This is a genomic window from Ruegeria intermedia (genome assembly GCF_900129345.1).
GTDB lineage: Bacteria > Pseudomonadota > Alphaproteobacteria > Rhodobacterales > Rhodobacteraceae > Ruegeria > Ruegeria intermedia.
Genome location: NZ_FQVK01000012.1, coordinates 44,879 through 66,901, shown reverse-complemented (window position 1 = coordinate 66,901; position 22,023 = coordinate 44,879). Strand labels below are relative to the sequence as shown.

At 64.2% G+C, this 22,023-nt stretch carries 23 protein-coding genes; 11 read left to right on the top strand and 12 right to left on the bottom strand.

Translation table 11 applies throughout. The features are described from left to right. The first annotated feature begins 2 nt into the window (after nucleotides 1–2). From F3H26_RS10245 to F3H26_RS10220, 6 genes are all read left to right on the top strand, one after another. On the top strand, nucleotides 3–1,346 hold the full coding sequence (locus tag F3H26_RS10245; protein WP_149775966.1) for a FliI/YscN family ATPase: 1,344 nt from the start codon (nucleotides 3–5) through the stop codon (nucleotides 1,344–1,346). 85 nt (nucleotides 1,347–1,431) lie between these two features. Beyond that, nucleotides 1,432–2,271: a flagellar motor protein MotB gene (locus F3H26_RS10240; protein ID WP_149775965.1), complete on the top strand. Its 840-nt coding sequence runs from the start codon at nucleotides 1,432–1,434 to the stop codon at nucleotides 2,269–2,271. Between the two features lie 97 nt (nucleotides 2,272–2,368). After that, complete coding sequence (locus tag F3H26_RS10235) at nucleotides 2,369–3,664, top strand: flagellar hook protein FlgE (protein WP_149775964.1); 1,296 nt, start codon at nucleotides 2,369–2,371, stop codon at nucleotides 3,662–3,664. A gap of 32 nt (nucleotides 3,665–3,696) precedes the next feature. Further along, entirely contained in the window at nucleotides 3,697–5,148 is a 1,452-nt protein-coding gene (gene flgK / locus F3H26_RS10230) for a flagellar hook-associated protein FlgK (RefSeq protein WP_149775963.1), read from the top strand. Between the two features lie 2 nt (nucleotides 5,149–5,150). Then, complete coding sequence (locus F3H26_RS10225; protein WP_149775962.1) at nucleotides 5,151–6,158, top strand: flagellin; 1,008 nt, start codon at nucleotides 5,151–5,153, stop codon at nucleotides 6,156–6,158. Beyond that, nucleotides 6,155–7,249 carry a flagellar basal body P-ring protein FlgI gene (locus F3H26_RS10220; protein WP_149775961.1) on the top strand — a complete coding sequence of 365 codons (1,095 nt, stop codon included), beginning with the start codon at nucleotides 6,155–6,157 and terminating at the stop codon, nucleotides 7,247–7,249. Before F3H26_RS10225 ends, F3H26_RS10220 begins: the two co-directional genes overlap by 4 nt. A 48-nt stretch (nucleotides 7,250–7,297) precedes the next feature. On the opposite strand, the gene F3H26_RS10215 is transcribed toward F3H26_RS10220, so the two are convergent. Together F3H26_RS10215 and F3H26_RS10210 are read right to left on the bottom strand one after the other, a co-directional pair. Further along, on the bottom strand, nucleotides 7,298–7,942 hold the full coding sequence (locus F3H26_RS10215) for a DUF1523 family protein (protein WP_149775960.1): 645 nt from the start codon (nucleotides 7,940–7,942) through the stop codon (nucleotides 7,298–7,300). Between the two features lie 10 nt (nucleotides 7,943–7,952). Further along, nucleotides 7,953–8,219: a hypothetical protein gene (locus F3H26_RS10210; RefSeq protein WP_149775959.1), complete on the bottom strand. Its 267-nt coding sequence runs from the start codon at nucleotides 8,217–8,219 to the stop codon at nucleotides 7,953–7,955. A 239-nt stretch (nucleotides 8,220–8,458) separates the two neighbouring features. Between F3H26_RS10210 and F3H26_RS10205 the strand changes: the two genes are divergently transcribed. Further along, nucleotides 8,459–9,934, top strand: coding sequence for an NAD-dependent succinate-semialdehyde dehydrogenase (locus tag F3H26_RS10205; protein ID WP_149775958.1), 1,476 nt, complete (start codon nucleotides 8,459–8,461; stop codon nucleotides 9,932–9,934). Between the two features lie 136 nt (nucleotides 9,935–10,070). Here the strand turns inward: F3H26_RS10205 and F3H26_RS10200 are convergent, their stop codons facing one another. The 6 genes from F3H26_RS10200 to F3H26_RS10175 form a co-directional block, all read right to left on the bottom strand. Continuing rightward, entirely contained in the window at nucleotides 10,071–10,538 is a 468-nt protein-coding gene (locus F3H26_RS10200; RefSeq protein WP_149775957.1) for an Hsp20 family protein, read from the bottom strand. Nucleotides 10,539–10,660: 122 nt separating this feature from the next. After that, nucleotides 10,661–11,467 carry a trypsin-like serine peptidase gene (locus F3H26_RS10195; RefSeq protein ID WP_394349768.1) on the bottom strand — a complete coding sequence of 269 codons (807 nt, stop codon included), beginning with the start codon at nucleotides 11,465–11,467 and terminating at the stop codon, nucleotides 10,661–10,663. Nucleotides 11,468–11,475: 8 nt separating this feature from the next. Then, on the bottom strand, nucleotides 11,476–12,267 hold the full coding sequence (locus F3H26_RS10190; protein ID WP_149775955.1) for a trypsin-like serine peptidase: 792 nt from the start codon (nucleotides 12,265–12,267) through the stop codon (nucleotides 11,476–11,478). Nucleotides 12,268–12,387: 120 nt separating this feature from the next. Beyond that, nucleotides 12,388–13,710 carry a glycolate oxidase subunit GlcF gene (gene glcF / locus F3H26_RS10185; RefSeq protein ID WP_149775954.1) on the bottom strand — a complete coding sequence of 441 codons (1,323 nt, stop codon included), beginning with the start codon at nucleotides 13,708–13,710 and terminating at the stop codon, nucleotides 12,388–12,390. 4 nt (nucleotides 13,711–13,714) lie between these two features. Next, a complete protein-coding gene (locus F3H26_RS10180) occupies nucleotides 13,715–14,815 on the bottom strand; it encodes an FAD-binding protein (protein WP_149775953.1) in 1,101 nt (366 codons plus the stop codon). Nucleotides 14,816–14,840: 25 nt separating this feature from the next. After that, nucleotides 14,841–16,289, bottom strand: a complete 1,449-nt coding sequence (locus tag F3H26_RS10175; protein ID WP_149775952.1) for an FAD-linked oxidase C-terminal domain-containing protein — start codon at nucleotides 16,287–16,289, stop codon at nucleotides 14,841–14,843. 81 nt (nucleotides 16,290–16,370) lie between these two features. Here F3H26_RS10175 and F3H26_RS10170 point away from each other — a divergent pair, with 81 nt between their 5' ends. Together F3H26_RS10170 and F3H26_RS10165 are read left to right on the top strand one after the other, a co-directional pair. Further along, entirely contained in the window at nucleotides 16,371–17,081 is a 711-nt protein-coding gene (locus F3H26_RS10170) for a DUF599 domain-containing protein (RefSeq protein WP_149775951.1), read from the top strand. Between the two features lie 35 nt (nucleotides 17,082–17,116). Continuing rightward, entirely contained in the window at nucleotides 17,117–17,464 is a 348-nt protein-coding gene (locus tag F3H26_RS10165) for a hypothetical protein (RefSeq protein ID WP_149775950.1), read from the top strand. Between the two features lie 3 nt (nucleotides 17,465–17,467). Here F3H26_RS10165 and F3H26_RS10160 read toward each other — a convergent pair whose 3' ends face one another. The 4 genes from F3H26_RS10160 to F3H26_RS10145 all read right to left on the bottom strand — a co-directional run bounded on the left by F3H26_RS10160 (nucleotide 17,468) and on the right by F3H26_RS10145 (nucleotide 20,359). Further along, the gene (locus F3H26_RS10160; RefSeq protein ID WP_149775949.1) at nucleotides 17,468–17,953 is read right to left on the bottom strand and encodes a flavodoxin family protein; all 486 of its coding nucleotides are present in this window, start codon (nucleotides 17,951–17,953) and stop codon (nucleotides 17,468–17,470) included. Nucleotides 17,954–17,958: 5 nt separating this feature from the next. Continuing rightward, nucleotides 17,959–18,429, bottom strand: coding sequence for a 23S rRNA (pseudouridine(1915)-N(3))-methyltransferase RlmH (gene rlmH, locus F3H26_RS10155; protein ID WP_149775948.1), 471 nt, complete (start codon nucleotides 18,427–18,429; stop codon nucleotides 17,959–17,961). 44 nt (nucleotides 18,430–18,473) lie between these two features. Continuing rightward, nucleotides 18,474–18,833: a ribosome silencing factor gene (gene rsfS / locus F3H26_RS10150; protein WP_149775947.1), complete on the bottom strand. Its 360-nt coding sequence runs from the start codon at nucleotides 18,831–18,833 to the stop codon at nucleotides 18,474–18,476. A gap of 164 nt (nucleotides 18,834–18,997) precedes the next feature. Beyond that, complete coding sequence (locus F3H26_RS10145) at nucleotides 18,998–20,359, bottom strand: mechanosensitive ion channel family protein (protein ID WP_149775946.1); 1,362 nt, start codon at nucleotides 20,357–20,359, stop codon at nucleotides 18,998–19,000. 109 nt (nucleotides 20,360–20,468) lie between these two features. Here F3H26_RS10145 and F3H26_RS10140 point away from each other — a divergent pair, with 109 nt between their 5' ends. Together F3H26_RS10140 and leuC are read left to right on the top strand one after the other, a co-directional pair. After that, nucleotides 20,469–20,567 (top strand): isopropylmalate isomerase, encoded by a 99-nt coding sequence (locus tag F3H26_RS10140; RefSeq protein ID WP_149775945.1) that lies wholly within the window; start codon nucleotides 20,469–20,471, stop codon nucleotides 20,565–20,567. Between the two features lie 52 nt (nucleotides 20,568–20,619). Further along, on the top strand, nucleotides 20,620–22,023 hold the full coding sequence (gene leuC, locus F3H26_RS10135) for a 3-isopropylmalate dehydratase large subunit (RefSeq protein WP_149775944.1): 1,404 nt from the start codon (nucleotides 20,620–20,622) through the stop codon (nucleotides 22,021–22,023).

Below are 22,023 nucleotides of genomic sequence, written 5' to 3'. Positions count from 1 at the left end.
CCATGTCAGACCTCGATCCGTCGATCCTGAAACCCGTATTCGACCGGCTTTCACCGGTGCGGCGGATGGGTCTCGTCAACGGAGTCACCCGCGGGGTGATCGAAATCGAGGGGCTGGAGAACGCAGCCCGAATCGGTGACCACCTCACCTTGCAGCGGCAATCCGGCCCGGATCTGGCGGGTGAGGTGCTGCGGGTCGAAAGCGGCATCGTTCACATGCTCCCCGCCGGCGCGCCCGATGGCGTCCGCCTGGGCGACCGCGTGTTTCTCGAGCCGACCCCGGTCTTTGCCCCTGGCATGCATTGGCTGGGCCGGGTCGTGGACCCGTTCGGCCAGCCGCTGGACGGCAAGCCGCTGCTGCCGGGCACGACCCCGCGCGACATCATGGCCGCCCCCCCGCCGGCGGTCGAGCGCAAGCCGCTGGGGGAACGCATGGCAACCGGGCTGGCCGTCCTGAACACGGTTCTGCCCATCGTACGCGGGCAGCGCATCGGCTTGTTCGCGGGATCCGGCGTCGGCAAATCGACCTTGCTTGCCACCCTGGCCAGATCGATGCAGGCCGACGCGGTGGTCGTGGCCCTGGTCGGCGAGCGGGGCCGCGAGGTCAACGCGTTCGTCGAAGAGGCCCTCGGGGCGGACGGGCTGAAAAGATCGGTGGTCGTGGCCGCGACATCGGACCAGTCGGCCCTGGCCCGGCGCCGCTGCGCCTGGTCGGCCATGACCGTTGCCGAATTTCTGCGCGATCAGGGGTTGAACGTCTTGTTTCTGGCGGATTCCGTCACCCGATTCGCCGAAGCCCACCGCGAGATCGCGGCCGCCATGGGCGAGACTCCATCGTTGCGCGGTTTCCCGCCCTCGACCACGCCCCTGATCGCCGGCCTGTGCGAACGGGCCGGCCCCGGCACCGCGAAACAGGGGGACATCACCGCCGTTTTCAGCGTTCTGGTGGCCGGGTCGGACATGGACGAGCCGGTGGCCGACATCCTGCGCGGGGTTCTGGACGGCCACATCGTCCTGAGCCGTGAAATCGCGGAACGCGGGCGTTTCCCGGCCATAGATCTCAGCCGCTCGGTGTCGCGGTCCCTGCCGGACGCCGCCACGGACGAGGAGAACCGGATGATCGCCGAGACCCGCAGACTGGTGGGCAGCTATGAGCAATCCGAGGTTATGATCAAGGCCGGGCTGTACACGCCGGGCACCGATCCCCTGCTGGATCAGGCGGTGCGCGCCCATGATGAGCTGGATGGATTCTTCGCCAAGCCTGAGCCCGACGGGATCCAAAACAGCTTTGACCGCCTGTCCGTCATCCTGCGCCGTGCCAAGGCCGGAACCGCGCTCCAGCACTGAGGTCGTTTCTTAGAATTTTAAGTGTTAAGCGGACCTTAAGCCCTTCCCGATAGATCTGAACACCGGGTGAAAAAGGGTGGTGAAGATGGGTGCGCAAACGAATGCGGCGCCGATCATCATCAAGAAGAAGCGCGCATCAGGTGGCGATGGCCACCATGGCGGTGCCTGGAAAGTCGCGTATGCCGACTTTGTCACGGCGATGATGGCCTTCTTCATGTTGATGTGGCTGCTGAACGCAACGACCGAAAAACAACGCAAGGGGCTGGCGGACTATTTCTCGCCGACGATTCCGGTGCACCCGGTGTCGGGCGGTGGCGACGGCGCCTTCGGTGGCGAGAACATGTTTTCGGAGAAGACCATGGTGATGGACGGCTCCGGAGCAACGAACAAGAATCCGACCGAATCGAAACGGGCCCGCGGATCGACCGGGGTCGATTCCCTCGGCGGCGGGCGCGGGGCATTCGAGGACTTTTCGACGCTCGAAGCGCAATTGCTGGGCCGGGCCGGTGAAAGCCTGGTCTCGAAGAAGGCTCTCAAACACATCGTGACGCGGGTCACCGATGAAGGCCTTGTCGTCGAACTTTTCGCGACCGAATCCGAACCGCTGTTCGAACCGGGCACCGACACGCCGACGCAGATGATGCGCGCGCTGATCCTGCTGGTCGCGCGGTCCTCGGATCTTGTGACCAACGCGATCGCGGTGAATGGCCATGTCCGGTCCGCTCCGGTGGTTCTGGCCCGGGATCCTGCGTGGGATCTTTCCACGTCCCGCGCGCAGGCGGTCCGCAAATTGCTGCAGGACGATGGAGTCGATGCCCGCAGGCTGGACCGCGTGACCGGCCATGCCGACCGGGAACTGGCCGTCGAAAACCCGATGGCCCCGCGAAACGACCGGATCGAGATCGTGTTCCTGCGTGACCCATGACCGGAAATGATGCGTGGCATTTTACCTGTTAGCGCGCTGTTAAGGCCCGGTGCGTTAGCTGTTGCGGAAAGATTAGACGCAACAGAAGGGCGTGCCGATGACAATTTCTTCTTCGCTGAATGCCGGCGTGGCCGCATTGAAGGCCAATGCGAACCGGCTTGCGACCATTTCGGACAACATCGCCAACTCCTCGACCTACGGATACAAGCGGGTTGAAACGGATTTTCATTCCATGGTCACGTCCGGCCAGGGCGGCAGCTATTCCGCCGGCGGCGTGCGCACGACCAGCCAGCGCCTGATCGACCAGCGCGGGTCGCTGGTGACCACCAACAATTCCACCGATCTGGCCGTGCGGGGCCGCGGCATGCTGCCGGTTCGGTCCAGCTCTCAGATCGGCACATCCTCGAACGAGATGCTGCTGACCACGACCGGTTCGTTCCGGACCAACGCCGAAGGCTACCTTGTTACCGAATCGGGTCTTGTACTGCTGGGTTGGCGGGCCAATTCCGACGGTTCGATCCCCAACGTCTCGCGCGACACGCCCGCCGCGCTGGAGCCGGTGCAGCTGAGCGTCAATCAGCTGTCGGGCTCGCCCACGACCGAAATGAACCTGCGCATGAACCTGCCGGCTACGGCCACCGATGCAGGCGCGCCCGGCGATCCGCAGCCCCTGTCTGTCGAATATTTCGACAACCTCGGCAAGCCCGAGACCGTGGACATCGAGCTTGTGCCGACCGTCCCGGCCACTGGCTCAAGCAACCAGTGGACGATGACCCTGCGGGATTCGGCCTCGGGCGGGGCGATCGTCGGAGAATATGTTCTGACCTTCACCGACAGCCGCACCGCTGGCGGGACCCTGGCCAGCGTCACGGCGGTTTCGGGTGGGGCCTATGACCCCGCGACCGGAAGTTTCGTGGTCAACGTCGCGGGTGGGCCGATGGAGGTCAATGTGGGGCTGATCGGCGACGCTGACGGAATCACGCAATTGTCCGACACGTTCGCTCCGGTCTCGATCACGCGCGACGGTTCTGCCGTCGGCACGATGTCGAGCGTGCAGGTTGATGAAAAAGGCTTTGTCTATGCGTTGTACGATACCGGGGTGACGCGCCTGATGTACCAGATCCCGCTGGCGGATGTTCCAAACCCCAACGGCCTGACCGCACTGGACAGCCAGACCTATGCTCCCTCGCGCGACAGCGGCACCTATTTCCTGTGGAACGCGGGCGAGGGTCCGACCGGTGAACTGATTTCCTTTGCCCGTGAAGAATCGACGACCGATGTCGCCACCGAATTGACATCGATGATCCAGACGCAACGCGCCTATTCGTCCAGCGCGAAGGTGATCCAGACCGTGGACGAGATGCTTCAGGAAACCACGAACATCAAACGCTGAGCCTGACCTGAGCACCTGAAAGGAGCGGTCCCATGAGCATGTCAACGGCACTGAACAACGCCCTGGGCGGGCTGAACGCGGCCAGCCGTGGCGCCGCCGTCGTATCCGGCAACATCGCCAACGCGCTGACCCCCGGCTATGCCAAGCGAACGCTGGAACTGGCGACCAGTCAGATCTCGGGGAACGGAGTGCAGGTTGTCGGTATCACCCGGCACCACGACCCGGTGCTGACCGCCAATCTCAGGGCTGCGGATGCCGATTTGGCGCTGAATTCGGCCATCGCCGATTTTCACGCGGGTTTCGAGACGCTGGTCGGCACGCCCGATGACGCGGCCTCAGTGTCGGCGCGGCTGGTTGATTTCGAAAACAGCCTGATCACCGCAGCCAGCAATCCCGGCTCGGCCGAACGGTTGGATCAGGTCGCGCGTGCCGGCGACGATCTGGCCCGAGCCCTGAACGATGCGTCGGAAGGGCTGCGGGACATGCGATCCGATGCAGACCGCAAGATCGGAAGCTATGTCGATACGCTGAACGCCACTCTGAAGGACATCGAGGACCTGAATGCCCGCATTCCGGCCGTTCAGAACGCCGGCGGCGACATCAATGGCCTTCTGGACCGGCGGCAGGTTCTGATCGATCAGGTCAACGAGCTGATTCCCGTGAACGTGGTGGCACGGGACAACGACCGCGTGTCCTTGTACTCGGACGGTGGCCTGATCCTTTTGGAAGGGCGCGCAGCCGAATTCACGTTCACGACGACGGGCGACACCAAACCGCACATGACGGTTGGCAACGGGCTGTTGTCCGGCCTCGAGATGAACGGGCAACCAGTCCGCACCAGCGGCGAGACCGCGCAGATTCGCGGCGGCGCCCTGATGGCGCAATTCCAGATCCGGGACGAGCTGTCGATCGAAGCGCAGGCCCAACTCGACGCCGTCGCCCAGGACCTGATCGAACGCTTTGAAACGCCCGGCCTGGATCCGACGGCCTTGGCAACCGATCCTGGCCTGTTTACTGACGACGGGGCCCGGTACTCCGCAACCGCGCCGGCGGGATTGGCCTCGCGTCTTGCATTGAACGCTGCGGTCGATCCGGATGCCGGGGGGAGCAGTTGGAAGCTGCGCGCGGGTCTGGGTGCCGCCGCCCCGAATGATCCCGGCGACGCCACGCAACTGCAGGCCTTCAGCGCGGCGCTGAACCAGGCGCGCCCGGTCTCCATTCCAGATTTCGGCACCGGCAATCTGCGCGCGGCCGAATTGTCCGAGGCGCTGCTGTCCAAGGCCGGCACGAGTGCGCACACGGCCCAATCCCGACAGACCTATGCGGCCAGCTTGCACCAGCAGATGGAGCAACTGGTCGCGGAACAGGGTGTGGACAGCGACGCCGAGTTGCAGCGGATGATGCAGATCGAGCAGGCCTATGCCGCCAATGCCCGGATCATCTCGGTCGTCGATGAACTGATGGATATGTTGCTGAGGATGTGAACATGACACTGAATGCCATCGGCGATCTGGCGCGCGGCCTGACCCTTCGGACCCGCAGCACCGAGATCAAGTCACAGATCGAAACGCTGTCCTACGAGATGTCTACCGGCCAGGTGGCAGAAGTTTCCGGCCGGGTCGGCGGAGACTATTCTCACCTTCTGGATCTGGACCGGAAAATCGCGCAGCTGGATGCTTTCTCGATCGCCACCTCCGAGGCCCGCCTGTTCTCGGACGCAATGCAACAGAGCCTATCGACATTCAGCGACTCGCTGGGCGAAATATCCGGGTCTCTTCTGGCGTTCGGCACGTCGAACCAGGCCGTGACGCATGCCCAGGCCGCAGATCAGGCACGCAACGAACTGGACAGCATGATCTCGGCGCTCAACACGCGGGCCGGGGGGCGCAGCCTGTTCGCCGGCACCGCCACGGACGCGGCGCCGCTGGAGTCTGCCGATACCCTACTGAGCGCGCTGCGCACGCAACTGGCCGGGTTGACAACTGTGACCGACATTCGTCAGGCCGCCGAGACCTGGTTCAACGATCCGGCCGGATTCGAAGCGGTCATGTACCGTGGGTCGAATACGACGCTGGCGCCGATGCAGGTCTCGGAAACCGAGCGGGTCGAGCTTCCGTTTACGGCAAATGATCCAGCCATGCGCGATGCCTTGCGCGATGTTGCGGTGGCCGCGTTGGCGTCGGATCCCAGCCTGGGCTGGTCGCCGACCCTGCAGACCGCTTTGTTCACTGAACTCGGGGTCGATCTGGCCAATGCAAAGGATGATACGACGACGATGCGTGCCCAGGTCGGCGCGGTCGAGGCCCGGATCGAACAGGCCGCGACGCGCAACTCGGCCGCCAAGACCAGTTTCGAGTACGCCAGAAACGAAATCGTGGCGGCGGACCCGTACGAAACTGCCGCCAAGTTGCAGACCGTCCAGTTCCAGCTTGAAAGCCTCTATTCGGTCACCGTCCGCAATTCGAACCTTTCACTGGTGAACTTCCTGAGATGAAACTCCTGGCTTTTGTTTTGATGCTGCTTCCGACCGTTGCATTCTCGGGTGCCGTGCGCCTCAAGGACCTGGTCGATTTCGACGGGGTGCGCGGCAACGATCTGGTCGGATACGGCCTGGTCGTCGGGCTGAACGGTACCGGTGACGGGCTGCGCAATTCCCCGTTCACTGAAGAGATCATGTCGAACATTCTCGAACGGTTGGGCGTCAACGTGAATGGCGAGGATTTTCGGCCAAAGAACGTCGCCGCGGTTCTGGTGACCGCGACATTGCCGCCGTTTTCGCGGGTCGGCAGCCAGATTGACGTCACGGTGTCGGCCATTGGCGATTCCAAAAGCCTTTTGGGCGGGACACTTGTGATGACTCCGCTGAACGCCGCCGACGGACAGATCTATGCGGTGGCCCAGGGGACGGTGCTGGCCGGTGGAGCCGTGGCCGAAGGCGAGGCCGCATCCGTCACCCGGGGAGTGCCGACATCGGGCGTGATCCCTTCGGGCGCCCGTGTCGAACGCGAAATCGACTTCCAGCTTTCGGGCCTGACGCAACTGCGCCTTGCCCTTCGCGAGCCGGACTTCACGACCGCCGGCCGCATCGAAGCGGCGATCAACCGCGAGTTCAACCGCCCGGTCGCGATCATGCGCGATTCCGGCACCGTCGAGCTGAGCATCGCCGAAACGCGCGCGGCATCGACCGCCCATGCGATCGGTCGCATCGAAAACATCCTGATCGAGCCCGAGTCCAAGGCCCGGGTCGTCGTGGACCAGCGATCGGGAACCATCGTCATGGGGCAGGATGTGCGCATTTCGCGTGTTGCCGTCTCGCAGGGCAACCTGACCTTGCGGGTCGAGGAGGCTCCGATTGCCGTTCAACCCAATCCGTTCGCCGAAGGTCAGACGGTCGTGGTTCCGCGCACCGTTGCCGGGCTTGAGGAAGAGGAAGGCACTGGCTTGGCCGAAATCCCCGAGGCGACCACCTTGTCCGAAGTGGTCGCGGGGCTGAATGCGCTGGGCGTTTCACCGCGTGACATGATCGACATTTTGAAAACGATCAAGGCCGCAGGCGCGCTCCATGCCGAATTCGTGGTCAGATGAACTCTGCCGGTTTTCCTGCCGCGCTGACGCCGCTGGACTGATCGAACCCTATTTCGATTTCCGTCCCTCCCACCAGCGACGCAGGCCGGAACGCCGTTCCTCGATCGCGTCGCCAACGGCATAAAGCCCATCCTCGGCTTGCTCCAGCAGCGGATCTATCCGCGCTTCGCGGAACCGCCGCCAGCGGACCCAGATTGCCCAAACGAGGCCGAAGAAGACGGTCAGGAACACAATGTTGAACCAGGGGATGATCCGCACGTCGGGGCCTTCGACATGTTTGATCGAGATGGCATTCGGAAAGATCGAAAGAAACTCGTTCCGCCATCCGTAGTGGGTCACGACGACCCATTCGGGATCGTCTTTTGACGAGATCGCATCATTGGCTTCGGTATACAGGTTCGCGGTATCGAACTTGAAATAGGGCGGCCACCCCCATCCTGTATCCTCGTTGCGGTAGACGATCGGCTTGCCGTTCGCCCTTACGGCCTGAATGAACTGGACATCCCTGCTGGAGAGGTTGGTGGATTGATCCTCCGGCTCGGACCAGAACATGCGCGTCCAATCGTTCAGATCCTGCCGCTCTTCATAGGTGTTCACGATGCGCACGATGTCGTGCTGCGGCAGGGCATAGTGAAGAATGGCGCCGACAGTGGCCCAAAAAACCACGATGATTGCCCATTTGGCATAGACCATTCCCAAGACCTCACAAGTAGTTCACGACATAGATGACGGCCGCGATGGCGGCCCAGGGTACAATATAGACGCCGAGGATCAGTTTGCGGCGGAAAGACCTGTCATAGGCCCTCAGTCCACGCTCGACGAAAGCGTCCTTGCTGCCCGTCTTTCCCTTTTCGTCCCACCTTTCCTCAAGCTTGCGCCGACGGGCCCGCCGCGCATACAGCGACAGCACCGCATAGGCAATCGACTGTACCACGAACAGACCGACAAACAGGCGCAAAGCTCCGATCATTTCACACTTTCCAGCCCCCAACCCGTGCCGGCACCGGGCCGCCGCCCAAATGGTTCCATGACGAACTGTGCAGCACCCGATCCGGCATTGTCCACCGCATTTCGCGGTTCGCCACGCCGCACGGAATTCGAATTTTTGATCAAATCTGGATTGATCGACTCGTCCCGGTGGCCCTAGACATGACGGGCACCACCTGTTTGGTTGTGCGCAAATCCTATCCCTGCGCCGGAGGCCGCCTCATGCTGGATACCACGACCGACCTGAAATCGCTGTTGAAGAACCCCGACCTTCTGGTCACCAAGGCCTATATCGGCGGGCAATGGGTCGATGGGGACAACGGCACCTTGGCCGTCACCAACCCGGCCCGCGGCGACGTGATCGCCGAGGTCGCGGATGTCAGCCGCGCGCAGGTGGCCGGTGCCATCGCGCAGGCCGAGGCGGCGCAGAAGGAATGGGCCAAGCTGACCGGCAAGGAGCGCGCCGCGATCCTGCGCCGGTGGTACGACCTGATGATGGAAAACGCCGAGGATCTGGGCAAGATCCTGACCGCCGAACAGGGCAAACCCCTGGCCGAGGCGGTGGGCGAAATCGCCTATGGCGCCTCCTTCATCGAATTCTTCGGCGAAGAGGCCAAGCGGGTCTACGGCGAGACCATCCCCGGCCATCAGCGCGACAAGCGGATCATGGTGCTGAAACAGCCGATCGGGGTGGCGGCCTCGATCACGCCATGGAACTTTCCCAACGCGATGATCACGCGCAAGGCAGGCCCGGCACTGGCCGCCGGCTGTGCCTTTGTCGCGCGCCCGGCCACCGAAACGCCTCTGTCGGCGCTGGTTCTGGCGCTGCTGGCCGAACAGGCCGGCATTCCCGCGGGGGTGTTCAACGTGGTGCCCTCGTCACAGGCCAGCGAGATCGGCAAGGAATTCTGCGAGAACCCCGGCGTGCGCAAGCTGACCTTTACCGGCTCGACCGAAGTGGGCCGGATCCTGCTGCGTCAGGCCGCCGACCAGGTCATGAAATGCTCGATGGAGTTGGGCGGCAACGCGCCGTTCATCGTGTTCGACGACGCCGATCTGGATGCCGCCGTCGAAGGCGCGATGCTGTGCAAGTTCCGCAACAACGGCCAGACCTGCGTCTGCGCCAACCGCATCTATGTGCAGGCCGGCGTCTATGACGCCTTTGCCGCCAAGCTCAAGGCCGCGGTCGAGGCGCTGAAAATCGGCGACGGCCTGTCCGATGGCACAACGACCGGCCCGCTGATCAGCGACGAGGCGGTGGCCAAGGTGCAGGAGCACATCGCCGACGCCAAGGCCAATGGCGGCACGATCCTGACCGGTGGCCTGCCGCACGATTTGGGCGGCACCTTCTTCCAGCCCACGATCATCACCGACGTGACCCAAAACATGAAGGTCGCTCAGGAAGAGACCTTTGGCCCGCTGGCACCCCTGTTCAAGTTCGAGGACGAGGACGAGGTGATCGCCATGGCCAATGACACGATCTTCGGCCTTGCCTCGTATTTCTACGCCAAGGATCTGAGCCGCGTGTACAAGGTGGCCGAGGCGCTGGAATACGGCATCGTCGGCATCAACACCGGTATCATCAGCACGGAACTGGGGCCGTTCGGCGGCGTCAAGCAATCCGGTCTGGGCCGTGAAGGCAGCCATCACGGCATCGACGAATATCTCGAGATGAAATACATCTGCATGGCGGTCTGACCGGACCGGCCAGGACACGAAGGGCGCCCGGCGACGCCCTTTTTCTTCCGGCAACCGAAAACCCCGCGCTCCGAAGGAACGCGGGGCTGGCGATAATCGAGGGAGGAAGCGATTATCGGATCGGTCGGTTGCCGCCTCAGTTCACGGGCTTGGCGTCGACCACGTCCTTTTGGATGGCCTTGGCCGAGGTGATCGCGATCCGGCGCGGCTTCAGCGCCTCGGGCACCTCGCGTTTCAGGTCGATGTGCAGCATGCCGTTTTCCAGGCTGGCGCCGGTCACGCGAACATGATCCGCCAGCGCAAAGCGGCGCTCGAAGGCGCGGGTGGCGATGCCGCGGTGCAGATAAGTGCGTTCCTTGTCGTCGGCGGCCTTCTTGCCGGCCACGACCAGTGCGTTTTCCTTCACTTCGACCGACAGGTCATCTTCGGCAAAACCGGCGACGGCCAGCGAGATGCGATAGGTGTCGGCATCGGTCTTTTCGATGTTGTAGGGGGGATAGCTGGGTTGTGACACTTCGCTGGTCAGAACCCGGTCCATGATATCGGCAATCTGGTCAAAGCCGATGGTTGCACGATGCAACGGTGCAAAATCAAAACTGCGCATTGTCGTCATCCTCATGTCAGAGCGATCTACGATTTGGCCCTCCGTTCGGACGGGCGGTGATGTTCAACGGGCCCCGGTGCGGCGGCCCGTCAGACATGAGATGGGAAGCGTTTCGGCGCGGTTCAAGACCCGCCCGGGCGGATGAATTTCGCGCCCGAGCCGGATTTTCCCGACCCGACCTGCAGCCGCTTGATCGCGGCCTTGGGCCGCGGCGCGTCGCGCCGCATGATCGCCTTCAGCTCCGACACGATCCCCGACAATTCCATGCCAAAGCCGATCTTGCCCCGACCGTCATTGCCCACCGCCGAAACGACCGACAGGATCTGCCAGCGCGGACCGTTGCGGGCTAGGATGGCCGACCCGGACGACCCGAAGGTGATGTCGCAGTTGAAGGTGATCAGGCCCTGCCGCCGCTCGAGAATCCGGCAGGACCGCTCGCGCGTGATAGCCTCGGACCGGCCTCGGCCATAGGACGCGATGCTGATCTCGTTTCCGGCCACCCGGCCGCTGTGCAGGGCAAAGGGGTTGGCGATGCCATAGGGGATGGGCTCTTCCAGCCGCATCAGGGCCACGTCGGCGCGTACGCTTTCCGGTGACAGGCCGGCCCCGGGGTCGTAATCGGGATGCGCGGCGATCTGCACCACCTTGCGGTCGGCCAGCGCGTGACCATTGCTGAGCCCCGCGCGAAACTTGACCTCGCCCGGCGCATAGGGCTGCCCTGTGGTTCGGTCCATCGCGCAATGGGCCGCGGTCAGCACCAGATCCTGCGCAATCAACGTTCCGGTGCAGAACGACCGGGTTCCGATATCCAGGCGCCCGATCGCCTCCCAGCCGTACAGGTCGTCGCGGTCGGTCAGGCGGCGTTTGCCGCTGTCCTGGGCCAGCGCGGCGCCTGCCAGGACGCACAGGCAAAGCACTGCCCTGAACATCGCCCCGATCATGGCCGCACGAACCTTGCGCCCAGGTTCTTGCCCGCACCCGACGCGCTGCCTGACAGGCCAAAGCCCCGCCCTGCGGACAGTTCGGCCTGCAATACCTCGAGCGATTCTTCCAAGGCCGTGCCAAGCGCCACGCGTTGCCCCTGCAGCTCGGCCTTGGCCGAAACGACCGACACGATACGCGGGTGATCGCCCGAGAAGGAAAAGATCGGCGCCCCCGAGGCGCCGAAATCCACGTCGCAGGACATCACCAGAACCCCGGATTGCCGCGCCATGACCGAACAGACCTCCTGCAGCGAGGGGGCCTCGGCCCGGTCATGCGCATAAGACACGACACCGACATCCTCGCCGCGCGACGGGCGGTAACCGGTCTCGAACGGAATGACGGCGGTGTTGCGGATGGGCTGCCACAGTTCGATCAGCGCGATGTCGTGGCGTACTCGGGTGACGGTGGCCCTGCCGTCATAGTCATAGTCGGGGTGGATCACCGCCTGCCGCGCCGCACGATAGGCCGAGGCCCGCCCCCGCCGCCAACCGGCCAGGAACTCGATACGCGACGGGTCGATCCGCTGGCGCGTGGCCTTGTCGAACAGGCAATGCGCCGCGGTCAGAACAAGAGTCGGAGAGATCAGCGCACCGGTGCAGAACCCGGTGCCGTCGATGTCCAGCCGCCCGACCGCCATCCAGTCGCGCCCCGACTCCGAGGTCTCGAGGCTTTGCAGCCCGGTATCCTGCGCCATCGCCGCCATCGGCAAGACACACAGCGCAATCGCCCTTATCCATCTGCGCACGCGGTTCTCCGGCTGTTTGGTTTCGGGCCATGGTGGTACGCGCCGCGTTTGGCAAAAATAGGGCACGCGCGGGCCGCCGGGATTCCGGCGCCGACTGATGCGTCGGCGCATCAGGCCCGATCACCGCAGGATCGGAACCGCATCCCCAGACTGTCCGACCCGATCCAGCGCAGGGGGCCGAGGCCCGCCCGTGGCCCAATCCAACAGCTCGACCGTATGCACGATGGGCAGTCGGGTGCCCGACCCGATCTGCATCATGCAGCCGATGTTCCCGGCCGCTATCAGATCGGGGTTCCTGGCCTCGAGCGTGCGCACCTTGCGCTGTTTCAGTTTGGCCGAAATCTCGGGCTGCATCAGGTTGTAGGTGCCGGCGCTGCCGCAGCACAGGTGGCTGTCGGCGGGTTCGACCACGGTGAACCCCGCCTTTTTCAGCAGGTCCTTGGGATAGGTCTTGATCTGCTGCCCGTGTTGCAGCGAGCAGGCCGCGTGATAGGCCACCGTAAGCCCCTTGTCGTCGCCCTGCGGCAAGTCCAGTTGCATCAGGATCTCGCTGACATCCATGGCAATGCCCGACACCCGCGCCGCGTCCTCGGCCAGCGGATCGTCGCGGAACATGTGCCCATAATCCTTGACGGTGGTGCCGCAGCCCGAGGTATTGATGACGATCGCATCCAGCCCCTTGCCGTCCATCTCGCGCGTCCAGGCGCGGATATTGGCGGCGGCGGTGGCATGGCTTTCGCGGGTCTTGCCCATGTGATGTGTCAACGCCCCGCAGCAGCCGGCGCCCTCGGCCACAACGACCTCGCAGCCCAGCCGAGTCAGCAGGCGGATCGTGGCATCGTTGATGTCGGTGTTCAGCGCCTTTTGCGCACAGCCTGTCATCAGCGCCACGCGTTTGATCGCCTGCCCCTTGGGCGCAAAGCTTTGCGGGTCGTCATTGCGGCTGACCGGCGGGATGTGTTTCGGTGCCATGTCCAGCATCGCCCGCAGGCGCGCGTCGGGCATCAGAAAGCGGAACGGCCGCCCCAGCCTGGCCCCGATCAGCGCCCAGCGGAACCGCATCGGATAGGGCAGGATCCGTGCCAGAATCCATCGCAGCGCCCGGTCCGAGAAGGGGCGCTTGTAGCGGTTTTCGATATATTCGCGGGCGTGATCGACCAGATGCATGTAATGCACGCCCGACGGGCAGGTCGTCATGCAGGCCAGGCAGGACAGGCAGCGGTCGATATGCTTGACGGTCTTTTCATCCGGCACACGCTCGTTTTCCAGCATGTCCTTGATCAGGTAGATACGCCCGCGGGGGCTGTCCAATTCGTCGCCCAGCACCTGATAGGTCGGGCAGGTGGCGGTGCAGAACCCGCAATGCACGCAGTTGCGCAAAATCTCGTTTGCGCGGCGGGTGCCGGGGTCTTTCAACTGGTCTTCGGTGAATGTGGTCTGCATCGCCCTATTCCATCAGCCCGGGGTTGAACATGCCGCGCGGGTCGAATTTCTGTCGAATCCCCTGTGTCAGAGCCGAAATGCCCTGCGGTTCCGGCTGGAACCGGCCCAGCCGGGCAAGGGTATCGGCCCCGGCCCGCACCAGCGTGGCGTGGCCGGAAAACGCGCCAATGCGCGCGCGCAGGTCGGTGCCTGCGGGCACCAGCACCCAGATCAACCCGCCGCCCCAGTCGAACAGGGTGCGGTCGGCCTCGGCCCGCGCGGCGATTTCGGGCGCGTCGCCGGGTTTGACCGAAATCCGCCAGACATCGCCGGGCGTGTCGGCGAAATCGGCCGCATCGCGGGTCGTCTGCCACAGGGCGTCCGACGGCTCGACCGGATCAACCGCGCCGAACTGGCCCAGCAACTCCTGCAGGCGCCCGGAGCGATACGAGACCGATTCCGCAAACCCCTCGATCCGGATCAAGGCGCACTGCTGCTGCGGATCATAGGCTGCGCCGGTGACCTCAAAGGGTGATTTCAACGCCTCGGACAGGATGCGAACCGCAGTCGCTGCGTCCTTGGCGGGTACGGCCAGCGTCGCGCTGGCCTCGGGTTTGGGCAGCACCTTCAGCGACATCTCGGTCAGCACGCCCAGCGTGCCCCAGGACCCGGCCATCAGCTTGACCAGATCGTATCCGGTAACGTTCTTCATCACCCGGCCGCCATTCTTGATGATCTGCCCCTGCCCGTCGACAAAGCGCACGCCCAGCAGGAAATCGCGGCAGGCCCCGGCCTGGATCCGGCGCGGCCCCGAGACGTTGGCGGCCACGACACCGCCGATCGTGGGCTCACCGGCGGACCCCAGCAAGGCGCGATGGTCCATCGGCTCGAATGCCAGTTGCTGGCCTTCGGCCTCCAACGCGGCCTCGATCTCGGCCAGTGGCGTTCCGGCCTGCGCCACGAGCGTCAGCGCTCCGGGCTCGTACAGGGTGATACCGCGCAGCCCCTCGGTGCTCAGCATCCGGTCGGGGCCAGTCACACCGCGCGTGCCGCCACCGACAACGCGTACCGGTTCGTTCAGGCCGGCCACGATTTCGGCCAGTTCAGACTCTGATTCAGGTCTCATTGCGGTGTCCGTTCTGTCTTGGGAGTCATTCCGCCGCCATCGGCACGACGCGGCGGGCCGCACTGGCATCCAGCGGGAACACCTTGGCAGGGTTCAGCAGCCATTTCGGGTCGAACACGTCCTTGACGGCCATCTGCGCCTCAAGGTCCTGAGGTGCGTATTGATGATGCATCAGATCGCGTTTTTCGATGCCCACCCCATGCTCGCCGGTCAGGCAGCCGCCGGCATCGACGCACAGTTTCAGGATCTCGGCCCCGAAGGCCTCGCATTTTTCCAGATCGCCGGGCTTGTTCGCGTCGAACAGAATCAGCGGGTGCATGTTGCCGTCGCCGGCATGGAACACGTTGCCCACGGGCAGGCCAAACTCTTTGCTCAGTTCACCGATGCGGCGCAGCACGTCCGGCAGGGCCGACACCGGGATCGTGCCGTCCAGGCACATATAGTCGTTGATCTGCCCCATCGCGCCAAAGGCCGATTTCCGGCCCAGCCAGATGCGAGCGCTTTCCTCGGCCGACTGGCTTTCGCGCAGCTCGACCGGGTTGTGGCGTTTGGCGATCTCGACGATCTTGGCCAGCTGGCTGTCGATCTCGGCGTCCGAGCCCTCGACCTCGACGATCAGCAGCGCCTCGCAATTCGGATAGCCGGCATGGGCAAAATTCTCGCAGGCCTCGATGCACAGCCGGTCCATGAACTCGATCGCCACGGGCAGGATGCCCGATTTGATGATGTCCGAGACGCATTCGCCCGCCACCGCGTTGTCATCAAAACCCATCAGGACCGGGCGCGCGCCTTCGGGCTTGCGCAGGATGCGCAGCGTCGCCTCGGTGACGACCCCCAGCTGCCCTTCCGAGCCGCAGATCACGCCCAGCAGGTCCAGCCCGCCGGAATCCAGATGCGCGCCGCCGATCTCGACCACGCGGCCATCCATCAGCACCATGGTCACGCCCAACAGGTTGTTGGTGGTCACGCCGTATTTCAGGCAATGCGCGCCGCCCGAGTTCATCGCGATATTGCCCGCGATGGCGCAGGCCAGCTGCGACGACGGATCGGGCGCATAGAAGAAATCCTGCTCTTCGACCGCGCCGGTGACGCTCAGATTGGTGCGGCCGGTCTGCACGCGGATGAAGCGGTTGTCATAGTCGACCTCGAGCACCTCGTTCATGCGGGCCACGCCCAGGATCACGCAATCGGCGGTGGGCAGCGCCCCACCGGCCAGCGAAGTCCCGGCCCCGCGCGGCACGACCGGCACGCCTTCGTCATGGCAGATGCGCAGAATGTCCGAGACCTCCTGCGTCGAGGACGGCAGAACCGCGATCATCGGCGCGCATTTGTAGGCGGTCAGGGCGTCGCATTCATAGGCGCGGGTTTCGGACGGATCGGCAATGATGGCATCTTCGGGCAGAACCTGCCGCAGACGGGCTAGTACGCTGGCCTTGCGGGCCAGAACGTCGGGGTTGGGCTGTGGCATGTCCATGGCGGGTCCTCCGGTTTGGTAAAATAATATTACCAATTTCTGCATCTGGCAAGTTGCCTTCGTCGGACGTACTGTCGCGCCATGACATTGACAGAACGCGCCCTGCTGTTTTCGCCTTTGGACTACGCCGCCGTCCTGCTGTTGCTGATCGCATGGCAATGGATCGGCTGGCGGATCGAGAACCCCGCGCCGGGCAAGCGCTCGGTCGCGGTGATGATGGACGAATTCCGCCGCTGCTGGATGCGCGAAATGGTGACCCGTCAGCCCCGCATGTTCGACGCCCAGGTCGTGGGCACGATGCGTCAGGGCAGCACGTTCTTTGCCTCGACCACGATGATCGCCATCGGGGGCGGGCTGGCCCTTCTGGGCAATACCGAGCGGCTGTCGGGCGTCGCCAAGGATCTGGCCATCGGCAGCGCACCGGCCATGGTGTGGGAGGTCAAGATCCTGATCGTGTTGCTGTTTCTGTCGAATGCCTTTCTGAAATACGTCTGGGCGCATCGGTTGTTCGGCTACTGCGCGGTGCTGATGGCGGCGGTGCCGAACGACCCCGAGGATCCGCAGGCCTATCCCCGCGCGGCGCAGGCGGCCGAGATCTGCGTGACCGCCGCGCGCAGCTTCAACCGTGCCCTGCGCGCCACCTATTTCGCGCTGGCCTCGCTGGCGTGGATCCTGGGCCCGATCGCGCTGATCATCGGCACGCTTCTGACATTGGGGGTTCTGTATCGGCGCGAGTTTGCCTCGCATTCCCGCGCGATCCTGCTGAGCCTGCCGCCGGACACGCAGACGTGATCACGCCCCGCCCGATCAGATCCTAGACTGGCGCAATGCGACACCTGATCCCCTGCCTGTTTCTGGCCGCCCCGGCCCTCGCCGACCCGCCGACGGTCGAAAATGTCACCGCGACGCGCACGGGCGAGACCTGGCGATTCGACGTGACCATCCGCCACCCCGATACCGGGTGGGACCACTATGCCGATGGCTGGCGCGTTCTGGCGATGGACGGGACCGAGCTGGGGATGCGGGTGCTGCATCACCCGCACGAGACCGAGCAGCCCTTTACCCGGTCGTTGGGCGGGGTCGCGATCCCCGAAGGCGCGAACCAGGTCCAGGTCCAGGCCCGGTGCAGTGTCGATGGCTGGAACGCGGACACCACGCTTGTGACGCTGGACTGATCGTCAGAACACGCCCAGCGACAACCCGGCGCCCAGCGCGGCGCCGATCTCGCGGCATTTGTCCAGGTCATCCTCGGGGATGGTCTTTTCCGCCAATATCGCCTCGGGCGTCTGGGCATGGGTGCAGATGATGAGGGGCGGCTGCACCTCTTTCAGGCGCCAACCGGTGGCGATGCGCGCCAGCTGCCGCGCCGCGTTCTGACCGTCGGACCCGGCGCAGATCATCTGCGCATAGGGCCGCCCCTCGATCCGGCCCAGAACCGGGTAATAGCAGCGATCGAAGAAGTCTTTCATGACGCCTGACAACGCCGCGAGGTTCTCGGGCGCGCAAAAGATGTATCCGTCGGCCGCCAGCAAATCGTCGGGTCCGGCCTGGTCGGCGGGTTTCAGGCTGACCTCGGCCTCGGTGCTGGCCGCCTGTGCGGCCGCATCGGCCATCTGCCGGCTGCCGCCGGTGCGCGAATGATAGACGATCAGCAGACGGGCCACAGCGGTCAGGCCCGATGATACGGGCCGCCCGACAGGATCGTCGCGGCACGATAGAGTTGTTCCGACAGCATCACCCGGACCAGCATATGCGGCCAGACCATCGCGCCGAAAGAGATCGAGAAATCGGCCTCGGCCCGCAGCGCCGGGTCGATCCCGTCGGCGCCACCGATGACAAAGGCCAGATCCTGCCGGCCCATGTCGCGCCACCCGGCCAGCTTCCGCGCGAAATCGGGGGACGACATCACCTTTCCCCGCTCGTCCAATGTGCAGATCAGCGCCCCATTGGGCAGCGCCTTGCGCAGCAAGGCGGCCTCGGCGCCCATGCCGGCGTTCTTCTTGTCCTCGACCTCGATCACGCGCGCAGGCCCCAAGCCCAGGCTGCGGCCGGTCCGGTCGAAACGGGTCAGATAATCGTCAAGCAGGGTCTTCTCCGGTCCGGCACGCAATCGCCCGACCGCACAGATGCTGATACGCATGTCGCTCTCGCCGCCGGCCCTTCAATACGGGCCGGGATGGCGCCTCAGTTGGCCGAGGCGCTGCCGCCCTGGGGCAGCCACATCTTTTCCAGCTGGTAGAATTCGCGCACTTCGGGGCGGAAGATATGGACGATCACGTCGCCCGTATCGATCAGCACCCAGTCGCCGGCATCCTTGCCTTCGACCTTCGAGGTGAACCCGAATTCCTGCTTGATGCGATCCGTCAGCTTTTCCGACATCGCCGACACCTGACGCGTCGACCGGCCCGACGCGATGACCATGTAGTCGGCCACCGAGGATTTCCCGCGCAGATCGATCTGCACGACGTCTTCGGCCTTGTCGTCGGAAAGAGAGGAAAGAACACGCTCAAGCAGCTTTTCGCTGATTGGCTGAGACTGGGCCATCACCGTGGCCCCATCATCGGCGGGCAAACCCGCCTGTGTATGCAGAGACAGGACATGGTCCTCCTTGATAAAGCGCCGCCAAACCCCGGCGCCGGGGTAGTAATAAGGTAGCAAGCCGATTGCAACAATTCAATGAATCGCAGGCGGTGCGCACACAGGGGTGATCATTCCGTGTCGATTTGTTGCGCAACGACGCCGGTCTGCCCCTGGCCCAGCAAGCGCACCTCGCGCTGCGGGAAGGGAATCGAGATGCCCTCGGCCTTGAACGCATCCCACAGCGCCAGATAGACATTGCCGCGGATGTTGGTCAGTCCGGCGGTCGGGTCGCGGATCCAGAACCGCAGCACGTAATCGACGCTGCTGTCGCCAAACCCGGTGATGTGGCAGACCGGTTCGTGCTTGCCGCCGCTCAGCACGCGCTTGACCGTTTTCACCGTTCGCACGGCGGTCTCGCGCACCTTGTGCGGGTCGTCGCCGTAGCTGGTGCCGAAGGTCAGATCCAGCCGGACGAATTCGTCGGAATGGGACCAGTTCACCACCCGTCCGGTGATCAGATCCTCGTTCGGGATCAGGTATTCGCGCCCGTCGCGGGTGACGACCGAGACATAACGGGCGCCCAGCGCGTTGATCCAGCCGAACGTGTCGCCCAGCGAGATCACGTCGCCCGGCTTGATCGACCGGTCCATCAGGATGATGATCCCCGAGATCAGGTTCGACACGACCTTCTGCAGGCCGAAACCGATGCCCACGCCCACCGCGCCGGACAGCAGCGCGATCCCGGTCAGGTCGAAGCCCAGCGTGCGGATCCCGATCAGAAAGACCAGCCCGTACAACGCGACCTGGATGCCCTTGGCCAGCAGCACCTGCATCGAGGGCGAAATATCTTCGTTGTTCTTCAGCCCCCGTTCCGCCGCCCGGGTGCCCAACCGCGCCAGCACCAGCAAAGTGCCGATCAGCAAGGTCGCCTTGAGAATCCCGAGAACGGAAATGTGCAGATCACCGATCGTGATCGCGACCCCGTCCAGAAACTCGGCCACGTCGTCGGTCAGGCTCAGCGCGACCAGCGTTGCATAGATCCACATCGACCAGCGGAAGATGCGCCGGATCGTGCGGTTGCGCACAAGATGCGACAGCAGCGCAATGACCAGCCACGCGGTTGCCAGCGTTGCCAGAACGCCGATGATATAGCTGCGCGACGGCCAGGTGACCTGCTGCATCACCAGGTAGACGCCCCAGGACAGAAGCACGAAATAGACCAATGTCAGCCGCCGCATGAACTGGACCAGAGTCCGCAGCCGCCATTTGGGCCAGCCGCTGCGGGAACGGGCCCAGGCTTCCCATCTTCCAAGTGTGGCGGCCTTCAGAACAAAGGAAGCGGCCACCAGGAGCAGCACGATCAACAATTGATACTGACGCCAGCCCGGGGTCACGATCAGCTCGATCAGTGCTCCGAACTGAAGCAGGAATGCCTCGACCATTGTATCGAACAGCTCGGAAATCGAGCGGGGGATCAAGTCGCTGTCCATTCACGCCTCCTGTCGGCCAGATTGACCAGCTACGCGCCGGTATGCAAGGCACCGGGTGGCCACGGCATTGAACCTTGATTGACAGACGCTCGCGATATATCTGGATCGCATGACATTCCATCAGGCCCCTGCTCCCAACCTGCAAGACCGCGCGCGCCTGCGTGAACGGTTCTTCGGGGCCGCCCGCACGGTTCTGGCCCGCCTATAATCGGCGCCCAGCCACTCGCCAGCATTTCTCAATACAAAACGGGAGAGGACCGATGTCCCCCAAAACACTCTATGACAAGATCTGGGACGCCCATGTCGTGCACGAAGCCGACGATGGCACCTGCCTGCTGTATATCGACCGTCACTTGGTGCACGAAGTGACCAGCCCGCAAGCCTTCGAAGGCCTGCGCATGGCGGGCCGCAAGGTGCGCGCGCCGGAAAAGACCATTGCCGTGCCGGACCACAACGTGCCCACCACGCCCGACCGCGTGAACGGTATTGAAAACCCCGAATCGCGCATTCAGGTCGAAGCGCTGGACAAGAACGCCCGCGAATTCGGCATTCACTACTACCCGGTGAATGACATCCGTCAGGGCATCGTCCACATCGTCGGCCCCGAACAGGGCTGGACCCTGCCGGGCATGACCGTGGTCTGCGGCGACAGCCACACCGCCACCCACGGCGCGTTCGGCGCGCTGGCCCACGGTATCGGCACCTCCGAGGTCGAGCATGTTCTGGCCACGCAGACGCTGATCCAGAAAAAGTCCAAGAACATGAAGGTCGAGATCACCGGCAAGCTGCAGCCGGGCGTGACCGCCAAGGACATCACCCTGGCCGTGATCGGCGAAACCGGCACCGCCGGCGGCACCGGCTATGTGATCGAGTATTGCGGCGAAGCGATCCGCGACCTGTCGATGGAAGGCCGCATGACCGTCTGCAACATGGCCATCGAGGGCGGCGCCCGCGCCGGCCTGATCGCGCCGGACGAAAAGACGTTCGAATACGTCAAGGGCCGCCCGCATGCCCCCAAGGGCGCGCAGTGGGAGGCCGCCATGGCCTGGTGGAAGACGCTTTATTCCGATGACGACGCCCATTGGGACAAGGTCGTCACCATCCGCGGCGAGGACATCGCCCCCGTGGTCACCTGGGGCACCAGCCCCGAAGACGTTCTGCCGATCACCGCGACCGTGCCCAACCCCGAGGATTTCGAGGGCGGCAAGGTCGAGGCCGCGCGCCGCTCTATCGAATACATGGGCCTGAAGCCGGGCCAGAAGCTGAGCGACATCGAGATCGACACGGTCTTCATCGGCTCTTGCACCAACGGCCGGATCGAGGATCTGCGCGCCGCCGCCGAGATCCTCAAGGGCAAAAAGATCAAGGACGGCATCCGCGCCATGGTCGTGCCAGGCTCGGGCCTTGTCCGCGCGCAGGCCGAAGAGGAAGGAATCGCCGAAATCTTCAAGCAGGCCGGGTTCGAATGGCGCCTTGCGGGTTGTTCGATGTGCCTGGCGATGAACCCCGACCAACTGCAGCCCGGCGAACGCTGTGCCGCGACCTCGAACCGCAATTTCGAGGGCCGTCAGGGCCGTGGCGGGCGCACCCATCTTCTCAGCCCGGCCATGGCTGCCGCTGCGGCAATCACCGGAAAACTGACAGATGTGCGCGAATTGATGTAA

Bases quoted from the DNA above. Each gene is read 5' to 3' on its own strand.
- F3H26_RS10175 (WP_149775952.1), bottom strand. From the start codon at position 16,289: ATGGACATGCCACAGCCCAACCCCGACGTTCTGGCCCGCAAGGCCAGC.
- F3H26_RS10200 (WP_149775957.1), bottom strand. From the start codon at position 10,538: ATGCGCAGTTTTGATTTTGCACCGTTGCATCGTGCAACCATCGGCTTT.
- rlmH (WP_149775948.1), bottom strand. From the start codon at position 18,429: ATGCGTATCAGCATCTGTGCGGTCGGGCGATTGCGTGCCGGACCGGAG.
- F3H26_RS10220 (WP_149775961.1), top strand. From the start codon at position 6,155: ATGAAACTCCTGGCTTTTGTTTTGATGCTGCTTCCGACCGTTGCATTC.
- F3H26_RS10240 (WP_149775965.1), top strand. From the start codon at position 1,432: ATGGGTGCGCAAACGAATGCGGCGCCGATCATCATCAAGAAGAAGCGC.
- glcF (WP_149775954.1), bottom strand. From the start codon at position 13,710: ATGCAGACCACATTCACCGAAGACCAGTTGAAAGACCCCGGCACCCGC.
- F3H26_RS10210 (WP_149775959.1), bottom strand. From the start codon at position 8,219: ATGATCGGAGCTTTGCGCCTGTTTGTCGGTCTGTTCGTGGTACAGTCG.
- F3H26_RS10215 (WP_149775960.1), bottom strand. From the start codon at position 7,942: ATGGTCTATGCCAAATGGGCAATCATCGTGGTTTTTTGGGCCACTGTC.
- F3H26_RS10145 (WP_149775946.1), bottom strand. From the start codon at position 20,359: ATGGACAGCGACTTGATCCCCCGCTCGATTTCCGAGCTGTTCGATACA.
- F3H26_RS10140 (WP_149775945.1), top strand. From the start codon at position 20,469: ATGACATTCCATCAGGCCCCTGCTCCCAACCTGCAAGACCGCGCGCGC.
- F3H26_RS10165 (WP_149775950.1), top strand. From the start codon at position 17,117: ATGCGACACCTGATCCCCTGCCTGTTTCTGGCCGCCCCGGCCCTCGCC.
- F3H26_RS10195 (WP_394349768.1), bottom strand. From the start codon at position 11,467: ATGTTCAGGGCAGTGCTTTGCCTGTGCGTCCTGGCAGGCGCCGCGCTG.
- F3H26_RS10235 (WP_149775964.1), top strand. From the start codon at position 2,369: ATGACAATTTCTTCTTCGCTGAATGCCGGCGTGGCCGCATTGAAGGCC.
- F3H26_RS10225 (WP_149775962.1), top strand. From the start codon at position 5,151: ATGACACTGAATGCCATCGGCGATCTGGCGCGCGGCCTGACCCTTCGG.
- F3H26_RS10205 (WP_149775958.1), top strand. From the start codon at position 8,459: ATGCTGGATACCACGACCGACCTGAAATCGCTGTTGAAGAACCCCGAC.
- F3H26_RS10170 (WP_149775951.1), top strand. From the start codon at position 16,371: ATGACATTGACAGAACGCGCCCTGCTGTTTTCGCCTTTGGACTACGCC.
- rsfS (WP_149775947.1), bottom strand. From the start codon at position 18,833: ATGGCCCAGTCTCAGCCAATCAGCGAAAAGCTGCTTGAGCGTGTTCTT.
- F3H26_RS10245 (WP_149775966.1), top strand. From the start codon at position 3: ATGTCAGACCTCGATCCGTCGATCCTGAAACCCGTATTCGACCGGCTT.
- leuC (WP_149775944.1), top strand. From the start codon at position 20,620: ATGTCCCCCAAAACACTCTATGACAAGATCTGGGACGCCCATGTCGTG.
- flgK (WP_149775963.1), top strand. From the start codon at position 3,697: ATGAGCATGTCAACGGCACTGAACAACGCCCTGGGCGGGCTGAACGCG.
- F3H26_RS10180 (WP_149775953.1), bottom strand. From the start codon at position 14,815: ATGAGACCTGAATCAGAGTCTGAACTGGCCGAAATCGTGGCCGGCCTG.